The sequence below is a fragment of the Massilia niabensis genome, from assembly GCF_042655085.1.
GTDB classification, from domain to species: Bacteria; Pseudomonadota; Gammaproteobacteria; order Burkholderiales; family Burkholderiaceae_D; genus Telluria; species Telluria niabensis.
The window spans coordinates 159,509-179,170 of sequence record NZ_JBHSMU010000016.1; the positions used below are offsets into that span (position 1 = coordinate 159,509).

13 protein-coding genes and 1 tRNA gene are annotated in these 19,662 nt (G+C 66.4%); 4 read left to right on the forward strand and 10 right to left on the reverse strand.

Annotated features, from left to right (window positions below; translation table 11 throughout):
- Window positions 1-247: 247 nt before the first annotated feature.
- From ACFPN5_RS21585 to ACFPN5_RS21595, 3 genes are all read right to left on the reverse strand, one after another.
- Window positions 248-1,630, reverse strand: coding sequence for an undecaprenyl-phosphate glucose phosphotransferase (locus ACFPN5_RS21585; protein WP_379785893.1), 1,383 nt, complete (start codon window positions 1,628-1,630; stop codon window positions 248-250).
- Window positions 1,631-1,638: 8 nt separating this feature from the next.
- Window positions 1,639-2,847, reverse strand: coding sequence for an XrtB/PEP-CTERM-associated polysaccharide biosynthesis outer membrane protein EpsL (epsL, locus tag ACFPN5_RS21590; RefSeq protein ID WP_379785894.1), 1,209 nt, complete (start codon window positions 2,845-2,847; stop codon window positions 1,639-1,641).
- Between the two features lie 351 nt (window positions 2,848-3,198).
- Window positions 3,199-5,109 carry an ATP-binding cassette domain-containing protein gene (locus tag ACFPN5_RS21595; protein ID WP_379785895.1) on the reverse strand — a complete coding sequence of 637 codons (1,911 nt, stop codon included), beginning with the start codon at window positions 5,107-5,109 and terminating at the stop codon, window positions 3,199-3,201.
- Between the two features lie 243 nt (window positions 5,110-5,352).
- Here ACFPN5_RS21595 and ACFPN5_RS21600 point away from each other — a divergent pair.
- Both ACFPN5_RS21600 and ACFPN5_RS21605 read left to right on the forward strand, forming a co-directional pair.
- Window positions 5,353-5,427 (forward strand) — tRNA-Arg (locus ACFPN5_RS21600).
- Between the two features lie 179 nt (window positions 5,428-5,606).
- The gene (locus ACFPN5_RS21605; RefSeq protein WP_379785896.1) at window positions 5,607-6,242 is read left to right on the forward strand and encodes a DedA family protein; all 636 of its coding nucleotides are present in this window, start codon (window positions 5,607-5,609) and stop codon (window positions 6,240-6,242) included.
- A gap of 31 nt (window positions 6,243-6,273) precedes the next feature.
- Here ACFPN5_RS21605 and ACFPN5_RS21610 read toward each other — a convergent pair whose 3' ends face one another.
- From ACFPN5_RS21610 to ACFPN5_RS21630, 5 genes are all read right to left on the reverse strand, one after another.
- Window positions 6,274-6,978 (reverse strand): response regulator, encoded by a 705-nt coding sequence (locus ACFPN5_RS21610; protein ID WP_379785897.1) that lies wholly within the window; start codon window positions 6,976-6,978, stop codon window positions 6,274-6,276.
- Window positions 6,979-7,031: 53 nt separating this feature from the next.
- Window positions 7,032-11,288 carry a hybrid sensor histidine kinase/response regulator gene (locus tag ACFPN5_RS21615; protein WP_379785898.1) on the reverse strand — a complete coding sequence of 1,419 codons (4,257 nt, stop codon included), beginning with the start codon at window positions 11,286-11,288 and terminating at the stop codon, window positions 7,032-7,034.
- A 204-nt stretch (window positions 11,289-11,492) separates the two neighbouring features.
- The gene (gene ggt / locus ACFPN5_RS21620; protein ID WP_379785899.1) at window positions 11,493-13,280 is read right to left on the reverse strand and encodes a gamma-glutamyltransferase; all 1,788 of its coding nucleotides are present in this window, start codon (window positions 13,278-13,280) and stop codon (window positions 11,493-11,495) included.
- A 116-nt stretch (window positions 13,281-13,396) separates the two neighbouring features.
- Window positions 13,397-14,155 carry a 3-hydroxyacyl-CoA dehydrogenase gene (locus ACFPN5_RS21625; protein ID WP_379785900.1) on the reverse strand — a complete coding sequence of 253 codons (759 nt, stop codon included), beginning with the start codon at window positions 14,153-14,155 and terminating at the stop codon, window positions 13,397-13,399.
- A 126-nt stretch (window positions 14,156-14,281) separates the two neighbouring features.
- A complete protein-coding gene (locus tag ACFPN5_RS21630; RefSeq protein WP_379785901.1) occupies window positions 14,282-14,953 on the reverse strand; it encodes a hypothetical protein in 672 nt (223 codons plus the stop codon).
- A gap of 180 nt (window positions 14,954-15,133) precedes the next feature.
- On the opposite strand from ACFPN5_RS21630, the gene ACFPN5_RS21635 reads away from it, so the two are divergent.
- Window positions 15,134-16,432: an acetyl-CoA hydrolase/transferase family protein gene (locus ACFPN5_RS21635; protein WP_379785902.1), complete on the forward strand. Its 1,299-nt coding sequence runs from the start codon at window positions 15,134-15,136 to the stop codon at window positions 16,430-16,432.
- Between the two features lie 20 nt (window positions 16,433-16,452).
- Here the strand turns inward: ACFPN5_RS21635 and ACFPN5_RS21640 are convergent, their stop codons facing one another.
- A complete protein-coding gene (locus ACFPN5_RS21640) occupies window positions 16,453-16,647 on the reverse strand; it encodes a DUF1059 domain-containing protein (protein WP_379785903.1) in 195 nt (64 codons plus the stop codon).
- Between the two features lie 85 nt (window positions 16,648-16,732).
- Between ACFPN5_RS21640 and ACFPN5_RS21645 the strand changes: the two genes are divergently transcribed.
- Complete coding sequence (locus ACFPN5_RS21645; RefSeq protein ID WP_379785904.1) at window positions 16,733-17,260, forward strand: DsbA family protein; 528 nt, start codon at window positions 16,733-16,735, stop codon at window positions 17,258-17,260.
- A gap of 61 nt (window positions 17,261-17,321) precedes the next feature.
- Here the strand turns inward: ACFPN5_RS21645 and ACFPN5_RS21650 are convergent, their stop codons facing one another.
- Window positions 17,322-19,499 (reverse strand): sodium-translocating pyrophosphatase, encoded by a 2,178-nt coding sequence (locus ACFPN5_RS21650; protein ID WP_379785905.1) that lies wholly within the window; start codon window positions 19,497-19,499, stop codon window positions 17,322-17,324.
- Between the last annotated feature and the right edge of the window lie 163 nt (window positions 19,500-19,662).

Consider the following 19,662-nt stretch of genomic DNA (forward strand, 5'->3'; position numbering starts at 1 on the left):
CGTGCCAGGTGCGACTCGTCGTGGCGCGGCTGGACGGACTGCAGCGTTAGCAAAATCCGCTAAGCCAGCATCAACAACGCCGCTGCCAGCGTACCTGTCGTGTGCTGGCTCCCGCTTGACTGGCGTCGAGGGATTTCGGGGAACTAAAAAGGCCGGGCCGGGACAATGCCGGGCGAGCGCCCTGCCCCGGCAGGGTGCGCGAACGCATTGCGGCAGGCTGATTTAAGCGGGTCTTAAGCGGTTCGTTTCAAAACGCGTTCTCCCGCGTCAAAATGACGCGAATTGTCTTTAAAATGATCCATAGGTCCAGCCACACGGACCAGTTGCGCAAGTAGTCCAGGTCGAACTGGATGCGCGCTTCCATTTTGTCGAGGGTTGTGGTTTCGCCACGCAGCCCGTTGACCTGGGCCCAGCCCGTAATGCCCGGCTTGACCTTGTGGCGCAGCATGTAGCCTTTGATCAGTTTCCGGTATTGCTCGTTATGGGCAACGGCGTGCGGCCGCGGCCCGACGATGCTCATGCTGCCCTGTAATACGTTGACGAACTGCGGCAATTCGTCCAGCGAAGTGCGGCGCAGGAAGCGCCCGACCGGCGTCACCCGTGGATCGTCCCTGCTTGCCTGCACGATCTTGCCGCCGTCGTCGAGCACCCGCATCGAGCGGAACTTGTAGACCAGAATTTCCTCCCCATACAAGCCGTAGCGGCGCTGGCGAAAGATGACGGGGCCCGGGGAGGTGGATTTCACGGCCACGGCGACGGCCAGCATCAGGGGCGCCAGCGCAATCAGGATCAGGCTGCCGAGCACGATGTCGCTGGCGCGCTTGATCATGCTGTTCAAGCCCATGAATGGCGTTTCGCAGATGGCGATGACGGGCATGCCGCCGACGGTGTCGAAGCGCGCCTGCATCAGGTCGAAGACATACACGTCCGGCAGGAAATACACCGAGGCCGTGGTGTCCTGCAACTCGTCGATCAGGTGCCGGATGCGCGGCTGGGCGGAGATCGGCTGGCTGACGAAGATCAGCTTGATGTTATGGATGCGCACGTACTGGCTCAGTTCCGACATCTTGCCCAGCAGCGGATGGTGCAGGCCAGGCGCATGGCGCGCTCCCGCGCGGTCGTCGAAAAACCCGTGCATCTGCATGAACAGGTTCGGGTGGCGGTCGCAGATGCCGGCGAATTTCACGCCGACCTCGTTGGCGCCGACCACCACGACCGAGCGCACTTCGCGGCTGCGGTCGGGCCCTCCGGCGGCGCGCCGCACGACAATATGACTGGCCAGCAAGGCCGCCGGCGTGGCGATCACCCAGGCCAGCAGGACGCGCTCGTCGTAATAGTATTTGAGGCCGCTCGCCGAGCCGAGGAAATACAGCACGCCGATGGTCACGCACCAGCCGAACACGATGTCGCGCGTGTAGGCCAGCATGCGCCCGCTGCGCCAGGTCCGGTAGGGATCGATGTGCTGATAGACCGCCGACGAAATGAAGAAGGCGAGGATCATGAGGACCAGCGAATAACCGGAAAACGGCTCCTCGAAGGCAATCGAGGACACGTACAGTGCCCCCATGATGATCAAGGGATCAAGCACGCGCTGGAAGAACGAGATGATCGGGATGTCATTGACCGTCATCGGATGGGTCAGAACTGTGCGCTGGCGTTAATGGCGAATGTGTTGGCCTTGAAGTCGCCGATCCCGAGGATGGGCGAGCCGCTGCGGGCCTGGTGGATGAACGCGGCCGACAGCGTGATCTTGCGCCTGACGGCCCAACTTGCCTTCACGGTCGCCGAGCGCAGCCTGTCGTCCAGGTCGGCGGGGACGGCCAGGCTGCTGCGCGGATTGTAGTTGCGCTCCTCATGAATGGCGTCGGCATCGACTTTGACCTTGGCGCTCACGTTCCAGGTTGCACCGACGCTGACGCCTTTGTTGAGCGTGTAGCTGACTAATGTACTTTCGATCGGGGCGAAATCGCGCCAGACCGAAGCGCGGTAGACCAGTTTGCCGTTCGGTTCGTACAGCACGGTGATGCGGCCGTTGGCGCCGCTCGTGCGGCCGCTGCCGAAGGATGGCTGGCGGCGGCGCGCGTAACCCGCGAGCGCCTGGACCGTGACGGTGCCGCCTGCCTTCCAGTCGACCCGCGCCTTCAGTTCGTCCTGGGTGAAATCGTCGGTCAGCAGGGTCTGCGCGAACGGACGCCGGTTCGGATAGTCGCCTTCGATGCGCCGCAGGACGAGGCCAACGGTGCTGCCGCTGGGGGCCAGGTAACGCCCTTCCAGTTCAAGCACATCTTCGGTGCGGTCGTTGAACGACTGCACGGCCAGCTCGTAATCGAAACGCTCGTGCGACAACGCCGTGCGCGCCTCCCAGCGCGGGTGGAGCTTCCACGCGCCTTTGAAAAAGCTGCGGCGCTGCTCGCGCAGGTTGCGCTGGTTGCTCCGGAAGTCGGTGTAGGGGGCGAGCGTTTGCTCGTAGGTGGCGCCGAGTTCTCCGGAGAACCGGTTGCCGAGCTGCCAGTACCAGGTCCCCTGGAAATCCTTGCCCTCGTAATCGAGTTGCCGGAAGTGGTCGAAGTTCACCTTCGACAGCTTGGCCACCCCGAACAGGCGCTGGCGGCCGTAGGACTTGTCGACCACCGCGCCGACCTCGAGGGTGGTCCAGGAATCGGAGCGCTGGTTGTCAAAGGCTGGCGCGCCATCGGAAATGCGCAGCAGGTTGTCGTCGCGCGCCCAGCCGATGCGGCCGTACAGGTCGAACGAGGTGCCGGGGATCGCATGGGCGGGTACGGACACGGGCAGCGACACGGCCGCGGCGACCAGGACGGCGAGCGGATGCAACCGGATTCTCGACATGGCGTTGTCTTTCGAAGGCACTGCTGGGCAAGTGGAAGCGCATCGCAGCCGGCAGGCAGGCAGGAGGCGGTCTCGATCAGACCCCGACATGTACGCCTGAGTTCCGTGAGCGCAGTTGACGAAACGGGGGTGGGAGGTTGGAGTGCGTGTTACCGTGATCTGGCGATGTGCCCACGACCGATCTGGAAGGCGGGTGATTGCCGCCGATATGGGGCGGCGTTAACAATGGCGGCTCGGGCGGGCAAGGGGACGGGCAAAAAAAACGCCACGGACAGGGTGCCGTGGCGCAGCTGTATCAAGCTAACTGCAGCAAGCTGACAGTATCAAGCTTGCTCTATCAGCCATTAAGCCTTATGCCTCGCCGCGCGAACGGGCCTCGATCCGCTCCCAGCGGTCGAGCGCGTCGAGCAGCAGTTCGTCGATCTCGGCATAACGCGCGTTGATGCGGCGCGCGTCCGCCGGGCTGGTCTTGTAGAAGTCGGGCGAATTGAGTTGCGCCGTGATGGCCGACTGCTCGTCCTCGAGCAGGGCAATCTGCTTCGGCAGCTCGTCCAGCTCGCGCTGTTCCTTGTAGCTCAGCTTCACCTTTTTCGCAGCGCTCTCGGCTGGCGCAGCATCGGCTCCTTTTGCCGGCGCGGGCTTCGGCGCGGCAACCGGCTGCGGCGCGGTGGCACGCACGCGCTCCCAGTCGCTGTAGCCGCCCACGTATTCGCGCCACAGGCCCTGCCCTTCGGCAACGATGACCTGGGTCACGACGTTGTCGAGGAAGGTGCGATCGTGGCTGACGAGGAACACGGTACCGGTGTATTCCTCGAGCAGCTCTTCCAGCAGCTCCAGGGTGTCGATGTCGAGGTCGTTGGTCGGTTCGTCAAGCACCAGGCAGTTGGCCGGCTTGGCGAACAGGCGCGCCAGCAGCAGGCGGTTGCGCTCGCCGCCGGACAGCGATTTCACGGGCGAACGGGCGCGCTCCGGCGCGAACAGGAAGTCGTTCAGGTAAGTCATCACGTGCTTGCGCTGGCCGTTGACTTCCACCCAGTCGCTGCCCGGCGCGATCGTGTCGGCCAGGCTGGCCTCCTCGTTGAGCTGGGTGCGCATCTGGTCGAAGTAGGCCACGTTCAGCTTGGTGCCGAGGCGCGTGGTGCCGTCGTCGGCCTTTTCCTCGCCCAGGATGATCTTCAGCAGCGTGGTCTTGCCCGCGCCGTTCGGGCCGATCAGGCCAACCTTGTCGCCACGCAGGATGGTGCCCGTGAAGTTGCTGACGATGACTTTCTCGCCATACGACTTGGACACGTTTTCCAGTTCGGCGACGATCTTGCCGGAGCGCTCGCCCATGCCGACGTCGAGCTTGATCTGGCCCTGCTGGTCGCGGCGTGCAACGCGTTGCTGGCGCAGCGCTTCCAGGCGGCGCACGCGGCCTTCGTCACGGGTACGGCGCGCCTGCACGCCCTTGCGGATCCAGACTTCTTCCTGGGCCAGGAACTTGTCGAATTTCGCGTTCTCGACTTCCTCGTTGGCGAGCAGCTCGCGCTTGCGCTCCTGGTAGGTCGTGAAATTGCCCGGGAACGACAACAGCTTGCCGCGGTCGAGTTCGATGATGCGGGTGGCGACGTTGTCGAGGAAGCTGCGGTCGTGGGTGATGAACAGGACCGAGCCGCGGAAGTCGCGCAGCAGTCCCTCCAGCCACATGATCGACTTGAAGTCGAGGTGGTTGGTCGGCTCGTCGAGCAGCAGCACGTCCGGCGCCGACACCAGCGCCACGGCCAGCGCCACGCGCTTTTGCATGCCGCCGGACAGTGTCTTCATTTGTGCTTCGGCGGCCAGGCCGAGGCGGTCGAGGGTGGTATCGACCTTGTTGCCGAGATTCCAGCCGTCGGTGGCGTCGAGCTTGACCTGGATGACGTGCATGCGTTCCATCAGCGCGTCGTCGTTGCCCTGGCCGAACTGGCCGGTCAGGGCCTCGTATTCGGCCAGCATGCCCTGCAGTTCGCCCATGCCGGCGGCGACGGCGTCGAACACGGTCGACTCGGGGTCGAAAGTCGGCTCCTGCTCTACATAGGCAATCTTGATGCCCTGCTGCATGACGAGCAGGCCGTCGTCGAGCTTGAAGCGCCCGGCAATGGTTTTCAGCAGCGAGGACTTGCCGGTGCCGTTGCGGCCGATCAGGCCGACGCGCTCGCCGGTTTCAAGGGAAAAGTCGGCATGGTCGAGCAGCGCGACGTGACCGAACGCGAGTTGCGCGGACGAGAGGGAAATGACAGCCATAATCTTAGTGAGCGAGCCGGGCGCGCATGTCCAAAAAAGACCGGCGGCGCAGCGGAGATGTGAAAGAAGCGGCTATTGTACCGATTGCGGCGCTTACACTTCCAATTAACGCGCTTTCCTCGGCTATAATTGCACTCGGTTCACGATACCGGCCTGCCGCATCATCTGCATATGCAGGGCCCGCTCGCCGAACTGCAGGCCCGGCCTGCGTTGTCGTGGCGCTTCAAGCGCGTCACATGCGTCCTCCCCGTAGCACAATGGATAGTGCACATGCCTCCTAAGCGTGGGATACTGGTTCGATTCCAGTCGGGGGGACCACCGATCAGGACCGCTTCTGATGCACAGGGCTGGCATCCCACGTCGCTCCCGCCCTCCCGTCCCCCCCTGTTGACCCCGTCGGCTCGCGCAGCCCGACAGATCTTTCCAGAATACATCGTACCGTCCACAGCCGGCAGCCGGGTATATCATCGCCAAACCTGTGCTTGCCTGGAGACGCGATGTTCGAGTTGATTACCGGGTTCCTGGAAAAGAGCGGCTACTTCGGCGTCTTTGCGCTGATGGCCCTGGAAAACATTTTCCCGCCCATTCCATCCGAGATGATCATGCCGTTCGCCGGCTTCGTCGTCGCTAGAGGCGACCTGAACCTGGCCGGCGTGCTGCTGGCCGGCACGGCGGGCTCGGTGGCGGGCGCCCTGCCGTGGTATTACGCGGCGAAGGTGTATGGCTGCGAGCGGCTCAAGCGGCTGGCCGAACGCCACGCGCGCTGGCTGACCATCAGCGCCACCGATATTGACGGGGCGCTCGACGCGTTTCGCCGCCACGGGCGCAAGACAGTGCTGTTCGGCCGCCTGATTCCCGCGGTGCGCACCCTGATCTCGGTGCCGGCGGGCCTGGCGAAAATGTCGCTGGGGCGGTTTTTGCTGTATTCCAGCATCGGTTCGCTTGCCTGGTCCGGCTTGCTGGTGGCGGCCGGCTTCATGCTCGAGGACAAATACACGGAAGTGTCGAAATACGTCGATCCGGTATCGAAAGCCATCTTCGGCGCCATGCTCGCCTGGTACCTGTACCGCGTAGTGACCTACCGTGCGCCGGCCAAGGCAGCCAGTTGCCCGAAACAGCACGAAGAGCGCTGACGGCGGCGAGAGCTGATCGGGTCAGGACTCGCTAGTGCGCTGTCTCGCCTGAAGCCAGCAGCCCGGCCTGGCGCACGACGTCCGCCCGCGCAGCGGCCAGGGCCTGCGCCACCGCGGCCGCCGTTTCCCCACCTCCATCCGCTCCCGCCTCCACGCGCGCCAGCCGGGCGGCCGCCCCATGCAGGCCGAGCGTCGAACAGCCGGCGCGCAGGCGCGCCAGCCACTGGCGCGATGCCAGCAGGTCACCCTGCATCAGGAATGCCGCGATTGCCGGACCGGCTTCGAGCAGTTGCCGCTCCAGGGCATCGAGGTAGAGCGCGAGGCGCGGCACATCGATGCCGAGCCGCTGCGCGCTCTCCGCCGGCGCCTCGTCGGCGGAGAGCGCCATCAGGTGCGGGCGCAGGCCTTCGATCCGGAACGGCTTGACCACATAGCCGTCGGCGCCGAGCGCTCCCGCTTCATCAATGGTCGCGCCGTCGTTTGCCGCCGACACCAGCACGAAAGGCATGCCGGAGAGCTCCGGATGGGCCCTGACGCGCGCCAGCAGCTCGGTGCCGGACAGCTGCGGCATGCGCAGGTCGCAAAAGGTGATCGCCGGGCGCAGCCCGGCTTCGAGCTGGCGCCAGGCATCCAGGCCGTCCTCGGCCTCGAGGATCTCGTACTTGCCGCAATTGTCGACCAGATGCATCAGCATCATGCGCGACACCACATCGTCGTCTACCACCAGCACCTTCATCGCGGTCCCTTACGGATTGTTGCTTTCAGGAACATTATACGAGACTTTTGGTATCAAGCGGGTAACTGCTCAAAGGTGCCAAGCATGTCTTCCAGGCCCGGCAGCCCGGCGCGCACCTCGGCCGCCCTGCCGGCATTGGCCGCCTCCTCGAGTCCTGCGCACAGGGTCACGAGACCGGCCGCACCGAGGTGGCCGGCGCTGCCGCGCAGCCCGTGCAGCACGCGCCCCGCGGCCTCCATGTCGCCGGCCTCGAGCGCGGCGTGCAGCTCGGCGCGGCGGCGCGGCAGGTCGCCGGCAAACGCGGCGCGCATGCGTGCATGGAATGCCGCGCGGCCGGGTACCGGCAAGGCGGGCGCCGGGTTGGCATACTCCGCGGCGGGCCCGGTCACGCCGAACATCGCATCGAGTTCAGCGGTGCCGGGCGGCGCAGCCAGCGTCGGCGCCATCGGCGCCAGCTTGAAGCCGCGCTGCAGCTGGCGCTCGATCGCCCGGGTCAACTGGAAGTGCAGCGCCGCCTCGTCGATCGGCTTGGCCAGGAAGCCGTCCATGCCGCAGGCAAGATAGCGGTCGCGGTCCTCGTCGCTGGCGTTGGCGGTGAGCGCGACGATCATCAGGTGCTGGTCGAGCACCGGGGCGTCGAGGGTGCCGCCGGCGCGGATCAGGCGCGTGGCGGTGGCGCCGTCGATTTCCGGCATGCGCCCGTCCATCAGGATCAGGTCGTAACGCACGCGCGCGCAGGCGGCCACCGCCAGCGCGCCGTTGTCGACGATGTCGATCTCGTGCCCCATCTCCTCGACCATCATGCGGGCGATGATCTGGTTGGTGGCGAAGTCCTCGGCGCACAGCACGCGCAGGCGGTGCGTGTGCGGCATGCGCGGCGCGTGCTCGACCACCGGCGGTTCGACGCCGTCGAACAGCGGCAGCACGAAACTGAAGGTGCTGCCCTCCCCCGGACGGCTTTCGACGCCGATCGTGCCTCCCATCAGTTCCACCAGCTGGCGGCAGATGGCCAGGCCGAGACCGGTGCCGCCATAGCGGCGCGTGGTGGTGGTGTCGGCCTGCTCGAATTTCTGGAACAGGCGCGGCAGCGCGGCCGCTTCGATACCGATGCCAGTGTCTTCCACCGAAAAACGGATCATGTGCTGCGCGCGGGCTGGAGCCTGGTCCCCGGGCCGGCGCTCGACGCGCAGCGACACCATCCCGCTCGGCGTGAACTTGAAGGCGTTGCCGACCAGGTTGATCAGGACCTGGCGCAGGCGCGTCGGGTCGCCCACCACGAAGCGCGGCAGGTCGTCGTCGAGCTCGGTGGCAAAGCCGACGCTGTGGGCGGCCGCCTGCTCCCCGAACAGCCCGACCACGTTGCCGATCGCCGCGTCCAGCGCGAAGTCGATGTTTTCGATGGTCAGCTTGCCGGCTTCGATTTTTGAAAAGTCGAGCAGGTCGTTGATGATCGCCAGCAGCGACTGGGCATTGACCTGGCCGCGCACGATCTGTTCGCGGGTCGCCTCGCGCAGGCGCTCGTCGCGCAGGGCGAAGCCGAGCATGCCGATCACGCCTGCCAGGGGCGTGCGCATCTCGTGGCTCATGTTGGCGAGGAATTCGGACTTCTGGCGCGCCGCGTCCTCGGCGCGCTTCTTGGCCAGCTGCAGGCGCTGCTCGTTCTCATACAGGGCGCGGTTGGCGTCCGCCAGCTCGACCGTGTTGCGCCGCACTTCGCGCTCGCGTTCGCGCAGCTCCTCGGTCTGGCGCTCGAGCAGCCGGTTTTGCAGCGCGATTTCCTCGGTCCGCGTGCTGACGAGCAGCTCGAGATGCGCCTTCTGGTGCGAGAGGCCGCGCATGCGCAGTGCATAGGCGGCATGGCACAGGCTGGCGACCAGCAGCAGCACGGCGGCGCGGAACCACCAGGTGCCCCAGGGCGGCGGCTCGATGGTGATGGCCAGCGTGGCCGGGGTGTCGCTCCAGACGCCGTCCTTGTTGGCCGCGCGCACCCGGAACACGTAGCGCCCCGGATCGAGGTTGGTATAGGTGGCGAAGCGCTTGCCGGCGTCGGCCTGGACCCAGCCCTGGTCGAAGCCCTCGAGCTGGTAGGCGAAGCGGTTGCGCTTCGGGGCGGCGTAGTGCAGCGCCGAGAATTCGAGCGAGAACACGGAGTGCTCGCTCGACAAGGTGATGGCGCGCGCGCTTTCCACCGGTCCGGCGAGCAGGTGCGGGTAAGCGCTCTGCACCGGGCGGTTGAACACCTGGATGCCGGTGATGACAGGACGCGGCGCCATGGCATTGTTGCGCAAGGCGCGCGGGTCGAACCCGGTGATGCCGTTGAAACCGCCGAAGTACAGCGCGCCGTCCGGGGCGCGCACGGCCGAGCCGTCGAAATAGGCGCCGTCGATGGTGCCGTCGGCCCCGGTATAGCTGCGCCAGCTGTTGGTGGCCGGGTCGAAGCGCGACAGGCCGCTGGAGGTGCTGACCCAGATGATGCCGTCCAGGTCTTCCAGGATCGAGGCGACCGAGTCGTCGACCAGGCCGTCGCGCATGGTGTAGCGCACGAAGCTGACCGAGCCGTCGGCGGCCGTGACCATCTTGTTCAGGCCGACCGCGGTGCCGACCCAGATGTTGCCGGCCCGGTCTTCCAGCAGCGCGTGGATCTCGTCGTGGCTGACGCTGGCCGGGTCGAACTCGTCGTGGCGGAAGTGGCGGAAGCGCTTGTTGGTGCGGTCGAACAGGTCGAGGCCGTTGAAGGAACCGACCCAGATCCGGCCGCGCCGGTCTTCCAGCACGGGACGGACGATATTGTCCGATAGGCTGAACTGGCGGGCATGGTCGTGGCGATAGGTTTCCAGGGCGCGCGTGCGCGGGTCGAGGCGGTGCAGGCCGCCGCGCGTGGCGATCCAGACCGCGCCGTCGCGCCCGAGGGTCATCGCGCGCACGTAGTTGGCATTCGCGTCGCCGGGCACCAGCACCTGGCGCGTGAAGCGCCCCGCCTGGGTGTCGAAGCGGGTGATCCCGGTGCGCCCGCCGACCCAGACGGCGCCGTCGCGGTCGCGCACGACGGCGTTGACCGACGCGTCGATCAGGCTGTTCGGATTGCCCGGTTCATGGCGCCAGGCACGGTAGGCGTTCGCTTTCGGCAGCGCCGGATCGTACAGCTGCAGGGTGCTGGCCGAGGCCAGCCACAGGCGGCCGCTGCCGTCGTTGTCGATGCCGCGCACACGGTTGTCGGCAGGCTGGCCCGGGCCCTCGTTGTCGCGCATGATGCGCGCGAAACCGCCGCTGCCAAGGTCGACCCGCGACACGCCCGCATACCAGGTGCCGACCCAGAAGGTGCCGAGACGGTCGCGGTACAGCGATGAGACGTGGTCGTCCGCCAGGCTGTTGCGGTCGGTCACGACCTTACGGTGCGCCTCGAAACGGCCGCGCTGCGCGTCCCAGCGGTAGGCGCCGTCGTCGTGGGTGCCGGCCCAGATCCGGCCGTGGCCGACGTCGCGCAGGGAGGTGACCCAGACCTGGGGAATGCCGTCGGCCGGCCCGAAACGACGGCGCTGGCCGGCGCCTGCACCCGACAGCGGCATGCGCTCGAGGCCGTCGAGCCTGCCGATCCACAGGGTATCGGCGCCATCGACCAGCAGTGCCTGCACCGATTTCTGGCGGCCCGGGGCTGGCCGCTCGTGCGCGAAGCGCCCGGTGACCGGGTCAAAACTGTCGAGGCCGGCCTCGGTGCCGACCCAGAGGCGCCCGCGCTTGTCGAGGGCGAGCGTGACGATGTCGTCGCTGGCCAGGCTGTGTGGATCGCCCGCGGCGTGGTGCCAGGTCGTGAAGCGGCTGCTGGCAATGTCGAAATGCTGCAGGCCGTCGGCGGTGGCGATCCACAGGCCGTCCTTGCGGTCGTCGATGATGGCGTGCACGTGGCGGTTGCCGCTGCCGCGCCGGGCCGGCTCGTCCGGCAGGTAGTGGCGGAAACCTTGGGTTGCCGGGTCGTAGCGCGCGAGGCCCCCGTCGGTGCCGATCCAGAGGCGCCCTTTCGGGTCCACGTGCAGCACCTTGATCCAGTTGTTGGGGAGCGTGGTCGGGTCGCCGGGGACGTTTCGGAAATTATGGAAGCGGTAGCCGTCGAAACGCGACAGGCCGTACTGGGTGCCGAACCACATGAAGCCGTCGGCGTCCTGGACCATCGACAGCACCGATTCCTGGGGCAGGCCGTCCTCGACGCTGAAGTGTTCGAAACGCAGGGTCGGCGCCGGGGCGCCCGCTGCCGGCGCCGGCATGGCCAGGCAGCCGGCCAGCGCCAGCCACAGGGCGAACAGCAGAGTCTTCATGCGGCCGCAGGGATGATCGGGCAGGCGCGCGCCGATGCGGCAGCCGCGCCCTTCCCTCCTACGGGGCGCGCGTGCAATGAAACAGGCCGAAAGGGGCTTGCACCACTTCCGGCCGGCGTCGATCCGGGGTGTCGTTTGCTGTCCACCCCGTCAGGTTAGCAAACAAATTTGACCATGAGGGGATTAATTGCCCATCAGTCATCCTTAGTCGCCTTTTGCAACACCTTCGCGTCGCGGATCCGCACCACCGAACCACCACGGCTCGCCATGGATGGGCATGCGCATGATGCCGTGCAGTCCCGAATTCTGCTCGCTGTGGCGTACCGCATGGCCGCGCGCCTTCAGGGCGTCGGTCGTGGCTTGGGGGAAACGCGCCGCCTCCAGCTCGGTCGGCCCGTTGCGGCTGCCAAAATTCGGCAGCGAAATGGCTTGCTGCACGTTCAGGCCCCAGTCGAGCGTGCCGACCAGCACCTTGGCCACGTAATTGATGATGGCCGGGCCGCCGGGCGAACCGACCGCCATGACCAGCTTGCCGCTCTTCTTGTCGAACACGATCGTCGGCGACATGGCGCTGCGCGGGCGCTTGCGGGGCTCGACCCGGTTCGCGATCGGCCCGTTCGCGTCTTTCGAATCGAAGGAAAAATCGGTCAACTGGTTGTTCAGGATGAAGCCGCCGACCATCTGGCGCGACCCGAAGGCGTCTTCCACCGTGGTCGTCATCGACAGGCCGGCGCCGTTGCCGTCGACCACCACCAGGTGCGAGGTCGAGGCCGTTTCGATGGCGTTGTCCTTGCCCCAGGCGACGTCCATGCCCGGCGGCGTGCCGGCCGGGGCTTCGCCCATCGAGCGCTCCTTGACCAGGGCCGCGCGCCCGGCCAGGTAGCCCTTGTCGATCAGGCCGGGCAAGCCACGGCCCGGCAGCGGCACGAAGTCGGTGTCGGCCGCGTAGCGGTTGCGGTCGGCATAGGCCAGGCGCCCGACTTCGGAGAACAGGTGCACGGCCTCCACGCCCGGCACGCCATCCGTGGGGGCGAGTTTCGCCATGTCGCGCGTTTCGAACATGCCGAGCATCTGGGCCACCGCAATGCCGCCCGAGGATGGCGGCGGCATGCCGCAGACGGTAAAGGCGCGGTAGTCGCTGCACACCGGTTCGCGCACCTTGGGCCGGTAAGCCGCAATGTCGCCTGCCGTGAGCAGGCCCGGGTTGGTCGGATGCGCCTTCACCTTGGCGGCGATGTCGCGCGCGATGCGGCCCTTGTAGAAGGCGTCGGCGCCGCCCCGTGCGATCTCGCGCAGCGTGCTTGCGAGCGCCGGGTTCTTCAGGACGTGGCCGACCGGCCAGGCTTGGCCGTCCTTGTCGTAGAAATAGCTGGCGGCAACGGGGTCCTTGCGGATGTGGGCATCCCAGGTCAGCAGGCCATTCAAGCGGCCGCTGACGGCGAAACCCTGTTCGGAGAGCCGGATCGCCGGCTCGAACAGCGTCTTCCACGGCAGCTTGCCGTGCTGCTTGTGCGCCAGCTCGAGCATGCGCAGCACGCCCGGCGCGCCGACCGAGCGCCCGCCGACGACGCCGGCCGTGCGCGAGACCGGCGTGCCGTCCGGGTTCTGGAACAGGCGCTCGTTGGCGGCGCCAGGCGCAGTTTCGCGGCCGTCGAAGGCTTGCACCTTCTTGCCGTCGTAATGCATCAGGAAAGCGCCGCCGCCGATGCCCGAACTCTGCGGCTCGACCAGGGTCAACACCAGCTGCGTGGCAATGGCCGCATCGATGGCGCTGCCGCCCTTCTTGAGTATCTGGTAGCCCGCCTCGACGGCGAGCGGATTGGCGGCGGCCACCATGTACTTGCGCGCGGCCCAGCCGCTTTTTTCGGCATAGCCGGTGGCGATTTCGGGCGCGCGCTGAGTGGCCTCCTGACGCGCTTCCTGGGCGAGGCCCGGCACGGTGGCGCAGGCCAGCAGTGCAGCGCCAAAGGCGAGCATTCTCAATTTGATCATCGGGTCTCCAAAAGAAGAAAGGGCGTGTGCGGCAAGCGCCGCGCACGCCCTTTCAGTATCCGTTTCCGTTTCCGTTGGCATCCTACATCAAATTGTCGGGCGGTTCATTCCTGCGGTTATTTTGGCTGCATGCGGATCGCTCCGTCCAGGCGGATCGTTTCGCCGTTGAGCATGACGTTTTCGATGATCGCCTTTGCCAGGTGCGCGTATTCCTTCGGCATGCCGAGGCGTGGCGGGAACGGGACCATCTTGCCGAGCGAATCGCGCACTTCCTGTGGCATGCCCATCAGCATCGGGGTTTCGAAAATACCCGGGGCGATCGTCATCACGCGGATGCCGTTGCGCGCCAGGTCGCGCGCCATCGGCAGCGTCATGCCGGCGACCGCCGCTTTCGACGAGCCGTAGGCGGCCTGGCCCATCTGGCCGTCGAAGGCCGCGACCGAGGCGGTGTTGATGATGACGCCGCGCTCGCCGTATTCGCCGGCTTCCGTATTGCCCATCGCTTCGGCGGCCAGGCGCGCCATGTTGAAGGTGCCGACCAGGTTGATGTTCACGGCGCGCTGGAACACGTCCAGCGGGTGCGGGCCGTCCTTGCCGACGGTTTTCACGGCCGGCGCCACGCCGGCGCAGTTGACCAGGCCGCGCAGCGTGCCCATGGCGACTGCTGCGGCGACGACCGCCTTGCCGTCTTCCTCGGAGGTCACGTCGCACTTGACGAACTGGCCGTTCAATTCCTGCGCCAGCGCGGCGCCGGCATCGACCTGCACGTCGGCGATGACGACACGGCCGCCAGCCTCGGTAATCATGCGCGCGGTAGCCGCTCCCAGGCCCGACGCACCGCCGGTGACGATGAACACATTGTTTTGAATTTGCATGGTTTTTCCCTTATTGTCTCTTCTTGCGTTCGTTTTGACGTTTACGTTAACGTCAACCAGCAGGATTGTAGCGAATTTTTGGCAGGAAAAACCACGATTGTCTTAAATGGTGCAGCGTGCCCAGGTTCAGAAACACTGCATCGTGTTGCCGCTGCGCGTGCACAGGCGCCCCGCGCCATTCACCGCTGCGTTGCCCACGCCCGTGTTGTAGGTGCCGCCCGCCGTATCGGTGCAGGTGCCGCCCAGGCAGCTGTTGATCTGGACCGGACCGGCATTCACGGGCGCCGGTTGCGGGGGCGGTGGCGCCGCAATCGGCAGCAGCCGGCCCGGCGCCACCTCCGGCACGGTCGCGATGCGCTGCTCGACCGAGCGGCGCGGCTTTCTTGCCGCCTGTTTCTTTGCTGGTTTCTTCGCTTCCGGCTTGGCCGGGTCGGCCGGCTGCGGCGCCGGCCGCGCCGACGGATCGACTTCCTGGTGCCGGCCCTGCGGCGGCGCGCCGGCCTTTTCTTCCTGGGCCTGCGGGGTCTGTTCGGGCTGGGCGCCGGGTTCGGACTTCGTCGGCTGCGGGTGCAGCACGGGACCATAACTCGGTCCGGCCGCAGCGGGCGCGCGTGGCTGCTGCCCGGCAGCCTGTGTGCGCGTGCCTTGCTGCTGCATCTGCTGGATCTGCGCCTGCGTTGGCTGCTGCGCCTGCCCGGCACCGGCCTGCCCTGCCGCGGTGCTGGCCGCCAGCGCGGCGATCAGGGCCACGGCGATTTGCGCGACCCAGAGCGGCTTCGAATGTTTCGCGTGCTTCATGATGAACCTCCGTGCAGCGAATATGGCGAATGCTCCAATTATCTGCTGGCACCCTGTACGGTGGCGCGCGCTTGTGCCCCGCAGTCGCGTGCGCGTCATGTCCGCGTCAGCTTCGCGCGTTAGGCTCCTTGCAAGCAGCCCGGCGAGGGCGCGGCGACCATTAAAAAAACGGAGACGGCAATGCAGACGATACGCGAGCAATACGAGGCGAAGCGCGGCAGCGCGACCGAGGCCCTGGCGCAGCTGCGCGACGACGACATGATCATCGTGCCGACCGGCGTCGGCGAGCCGCCGGCCCTGCTCACCGCGCTGTCAAGCGAGCGCACGCGCTGGCGCGGCATCCGCGTGGCGCAGATCCTGGCGATGCGCAAGTACGGCTATTTCGACCAGGACACGGCGCAGCATGTGCGCCACGCGGCTCTGTTTTTCGGCGGCGCCTCGCGTGCCAGCGGCCAGGGCGGCTGGTGCGACTTCATCCCGAATTATTTTTCCGAGATCCCGCAACTTATCGAGCGCGGCCTGATGCCCTGCGACGTCGTGTTCGCAATGGCCTCGAGCATGAATGCGCAGGGCCACTTTTCGCTCAGCCTGGGCACCGATTACACAATGGCCGCCATCGCCCGTGCACGCGTCGTCGTCCTGGAAGTCAATCCGAACGTGCCCTTCGCGCATGGGCAGTGCCATGTCCACATTTCCCAAGTGACGGCGCTGGTCGAGAGCAATGAGCCGATCCTGGAGGTCGGCCTGCCGACGATCGGCCCGGTGCAGGAAGCGATCGGCAAGCTCGTTGCCGACATGATCGACGACGGCTCGACGCTGCAGATCGGCTACGGCGGCATTCCGGATGCGGTCGTCATGCAGCTGACCGAAAAACGCGACCTCGGCGTGCACACGGAAATGATCGGCGACGGCATCCTGCGGCTGGTGGAGTGCGGCGCCGTGACGAACCGGCGCAAGACCCTGCTGCCGGGGAAGATGGTCGCCACCTTCGCCCTCGGCTCGCGCCGCCTGTACGAGTTCATGCACCACAACCCGATGCTCGAAATGCATCCGTCGAACTTCACCAACGATCCGTACATCGCCGGGCAAAACGACAATCTGGTGTCGATCAATGCCAGCCTGCAGGTCGACTTGCTCGGGCAGTGCGGCAGCGAAAGCATCGCCCACCTGCCCTATTCCGGCACCGGCGGCCAGGTCGATTTCGTGCGCGCGGCGAACCGCTCGCGCGGCGGCAAGTCCTTCATCGTGCTGCCTTCGACGGCGAAGGACGGCACCATCTCGCGCATTGTGCCGATGCTCACCCCGGGCACGCACGCAACGACCAGCAAGAACGACGTCAACTACGTGGTGACGGAGTTCGGCGTGGCCCAGCTGCGCGGCAAGTCAGCGAAGGGGCGCGCGCAGGCGCTGATCGCGATTGCCCACCCGGACTTTCGCGGGCAACTGAGAGAGGAAGCGAACCGGATGTGCGTGTTCTGATGGTCCGGCGCTCCGGCGGCTCACTCCGGGGGACGCCCGTCGTGCATGATGCCTTTCACTTCCTGGCGAAATTCCGGGGTGTCGCGCTGGCCGTGGACGCTGACTGCGTGCTGGACGGCCACCTCCATCAGTTCCTGTTCGGTGTCGGCTGCGATCGTTACCGTACAGTTCGTGTCGCTCGGAAACTCGCGGCAATCAATGTACTTGCGTGCCATGATGACCTCCTCGAACGCGGCGTTGATGCCTTCAGTGTAGGTGCGCGCCGCGCATGTTCAAGCGAACCAAACGATCGGAGGAAAGATGGACGAACGGATGCGCATCAAAGAGAACGACCACGTGCGTGGCAACAGGGAAGCGGAGCTGGTCCTGATTGAATACGCCGACTTCCAGTGTCCCTATTGCGCCCGCGCCCACAAGGCGCTCACTAGCTTGCAGCAACAGCATGGCGATCGCGTGGCGCTGGTGTATCGGCACCTGCCCCTGACAGACCTGCATCCGTTCGCCCAGCCGGCGGCCGAAGCGGCCGAGGCCGCAGGCGCGCAGGGCAAGTTCTGGGAGATGCACGATGCCCTGTTCGAGAACCAGGGCATGCTCGACGAAGACGCCTTGCCGGCGATCGCCGCCAACCTGCAGCTCGATGCGCAGCGCTTTCGCAGCGAGTTCGAGGGCGGACAGCACCGTGCCCGGGTCGAGTCGGATGTGCAGGAGGCGCATGCCGCCGGGGCCAGCGGGACGCCGACCTTTTTTATCAATGGCGAGCGGTATCAGGGGGATTCGGATCATGCGTCGCTGGCGAAGGCGATCGAGGGGGCGCTGGGCAGGGGCTGAGATGTCATGCAAAAACCAGGCGGTACACTGATGTACACGCCTGGTTTCAAAGAGTTGCTGGTCAGCGTTGCGCATGTCCCGGCTCTACCGCCACGGTCGTCGCAGCCGCAGGCGCCGCGACGGGTGCGGTTGCGGGCTGGACGACGGGATGCGCGGGGCGCTTGAGCTGGGCGATCTGCGGCTCGGACATCGAGATCCACCCCGCCGCCGGCAGCAGCGGCACCATCAGCAGCGCGACGATGTTGATGATCTTGATCAGCGGGTTCACCGCCGGGCCGGCCGTGTCCTTGTACGGGTCGCCGACCGTGTCGCCGGTGACGGCCGCCTTGTGCGTGTCCGAGCCCTTGCCGCCGAAATGGCCGTCCTCGATGTATTTCTTGGCGTTGTCCCAGGCGCCGCCGCCGGTGGTCATGGAAATGGCGACGAACAGGCCGGTGATGATGGTGCCCATCAGCACACCGCCCAGCGCCGCCGGTCCCAGCAGCATGCCGACCGCGATCGGCACCACCACCGGCAGCAGCGACGGCACCACCATTTCGCGGATCGCCGAGGCGGTCAGCATGTCGACCGCCTTGTGGTACTCGGGCTTGGCGGTGCCGGCCATGATGCCGGGAATGTCGCGGAACTGGCGCCGCACCTCGACCACGACCGCCCCTGCCGCGCGCCCGACCGCCTCCATCGCCATCGCCCCGAACAGGTAGGGAATCAGGCCGCCGATGAACAGGCCCACGATCACCATCGGGTTCGACAGTTCGAACACGATCGACTTGCCGGCCGAGTCGAGCGCATGGGTGTAGTCGGCGAACAGCACCAGCGTGGCCAGGCCAGCCGAGCCGATTGCATAGCCCTTGGTCACCGCCTTGGTCGTGTTGCCGACGGCGTCGAGCGGGTCGGTAATGGCGCGCACCGCGTCCGGCATGCCGCTCATTTCGGCAATGCCGCCGGCGTTGTCGGTGATCGGGCCGTAAGCATCGAGGGCGACGACGATGCCGGCCATCGACAGCATGGAGGTGGCTGCGATGGCGATGCCGTACAGCTGGCCGAGCTGGTAGGCCACGAGGATGGCGATGCAGACGGCCAGCACCGGGTAGGCGGTGGCCTTCATCGATACGCCCAGGCCGGCGATGATGTTGGTGCCGTGGCCGGTGGTGGACGCTTCGGCGATGTGGCGCACCGGCTTGAAGTCGGTGCCGGTGTAGTACTCGGTGATATACACCATCAGGCCGGTCAGCACGATGCCGACGATCGCGCAGCCGAGCATGGCGGTGCGCATGGCCGGGTCTTCCCAGACCATCCAGGTGACCACGACAAAGCCCAGCAGCGACAGCCCGGCCGCCCACCACAGGCCCGTGTACAGCGCCGACATGATCTTGCGCCCGGGGCGCGAGCGCACCATGCTGCAGCCGACGATCGAGCCGATGATCGACACGGCGCCCAGCAGCAGCGGATACAGCATCGCCTCGCCGACGCTGTCGGTCACCACCAGGGCGCCAAGGAGCATCGTGGCGATCAGGGTGACGACATAGGTTTCGAACAGGTCGGCCGCCATGCCGGCGCAGTCGCCGACGTTGTCGCCCACGTTGTCGGCAATGACGGCCGGGTTGCGCGGGTCATCCTCGGGGATGCCGGCTTCGACCTTGCCCACCAGGTCGGCGCCGACGTCGGCCCCTTTCGTGAAGATGCCGCCGCCCAGGCGCGCGAAGATCGAGATCAGCGAGGCGCCGAAGGCCAGGCCGATGAGCGGCGCGATGATGTCATGGCGCGTCTCGGAAGCCGCACCGCTGGCGTTCGCCGTCAAATACCAGTAGAACAGCGACACGCCCAGCAGGCCCAGGCCGACGACGAGCATGCCGGTGATGGCCCCGCCCCTGAAGGCGACAGCCAGGGCCTCCTTCATGCCGGTGGCGGCCGCCTGCGCGGTACGGACGTTCGCCCGTACCGACACGTTCATGCCGATGAAGCCGCAGGCGCCCGAGAGCACGGCGCCGGCAAAGAAGCCGAGCGCAGTCAGGGGACCGAGCAGCGCGTAGATGCCGATGAGCAGCACGAGGCCAACGATGCCGATGGTGCGGTACTGGCGCCCGAGATAGGCGGAAGCGCCCTCCTGGATCGCCTGCGCAATCTCCTGCATGCGCGGGTTACCCGCATCCTGGCGCAGGATCCAGGCGCGGGCCCACAACCCGTAGATGACCGCGATGACGCCGCATGCCACGGCAAACGTGAGATAGTTTGCTGCCATTTCGTCCCCTTAGATTTTGATCAAGTATTCACAACCACACAACGAAAGATGCTTCACCGGCCAGGCGAAGCAGTCTGCCTCACTGCGTACTGCATAACTTTGATACAAACAAATGGTGCGACTGATGGCTTGAGGTGCCCCGGGTCATCCGCGGCCAAAAAAA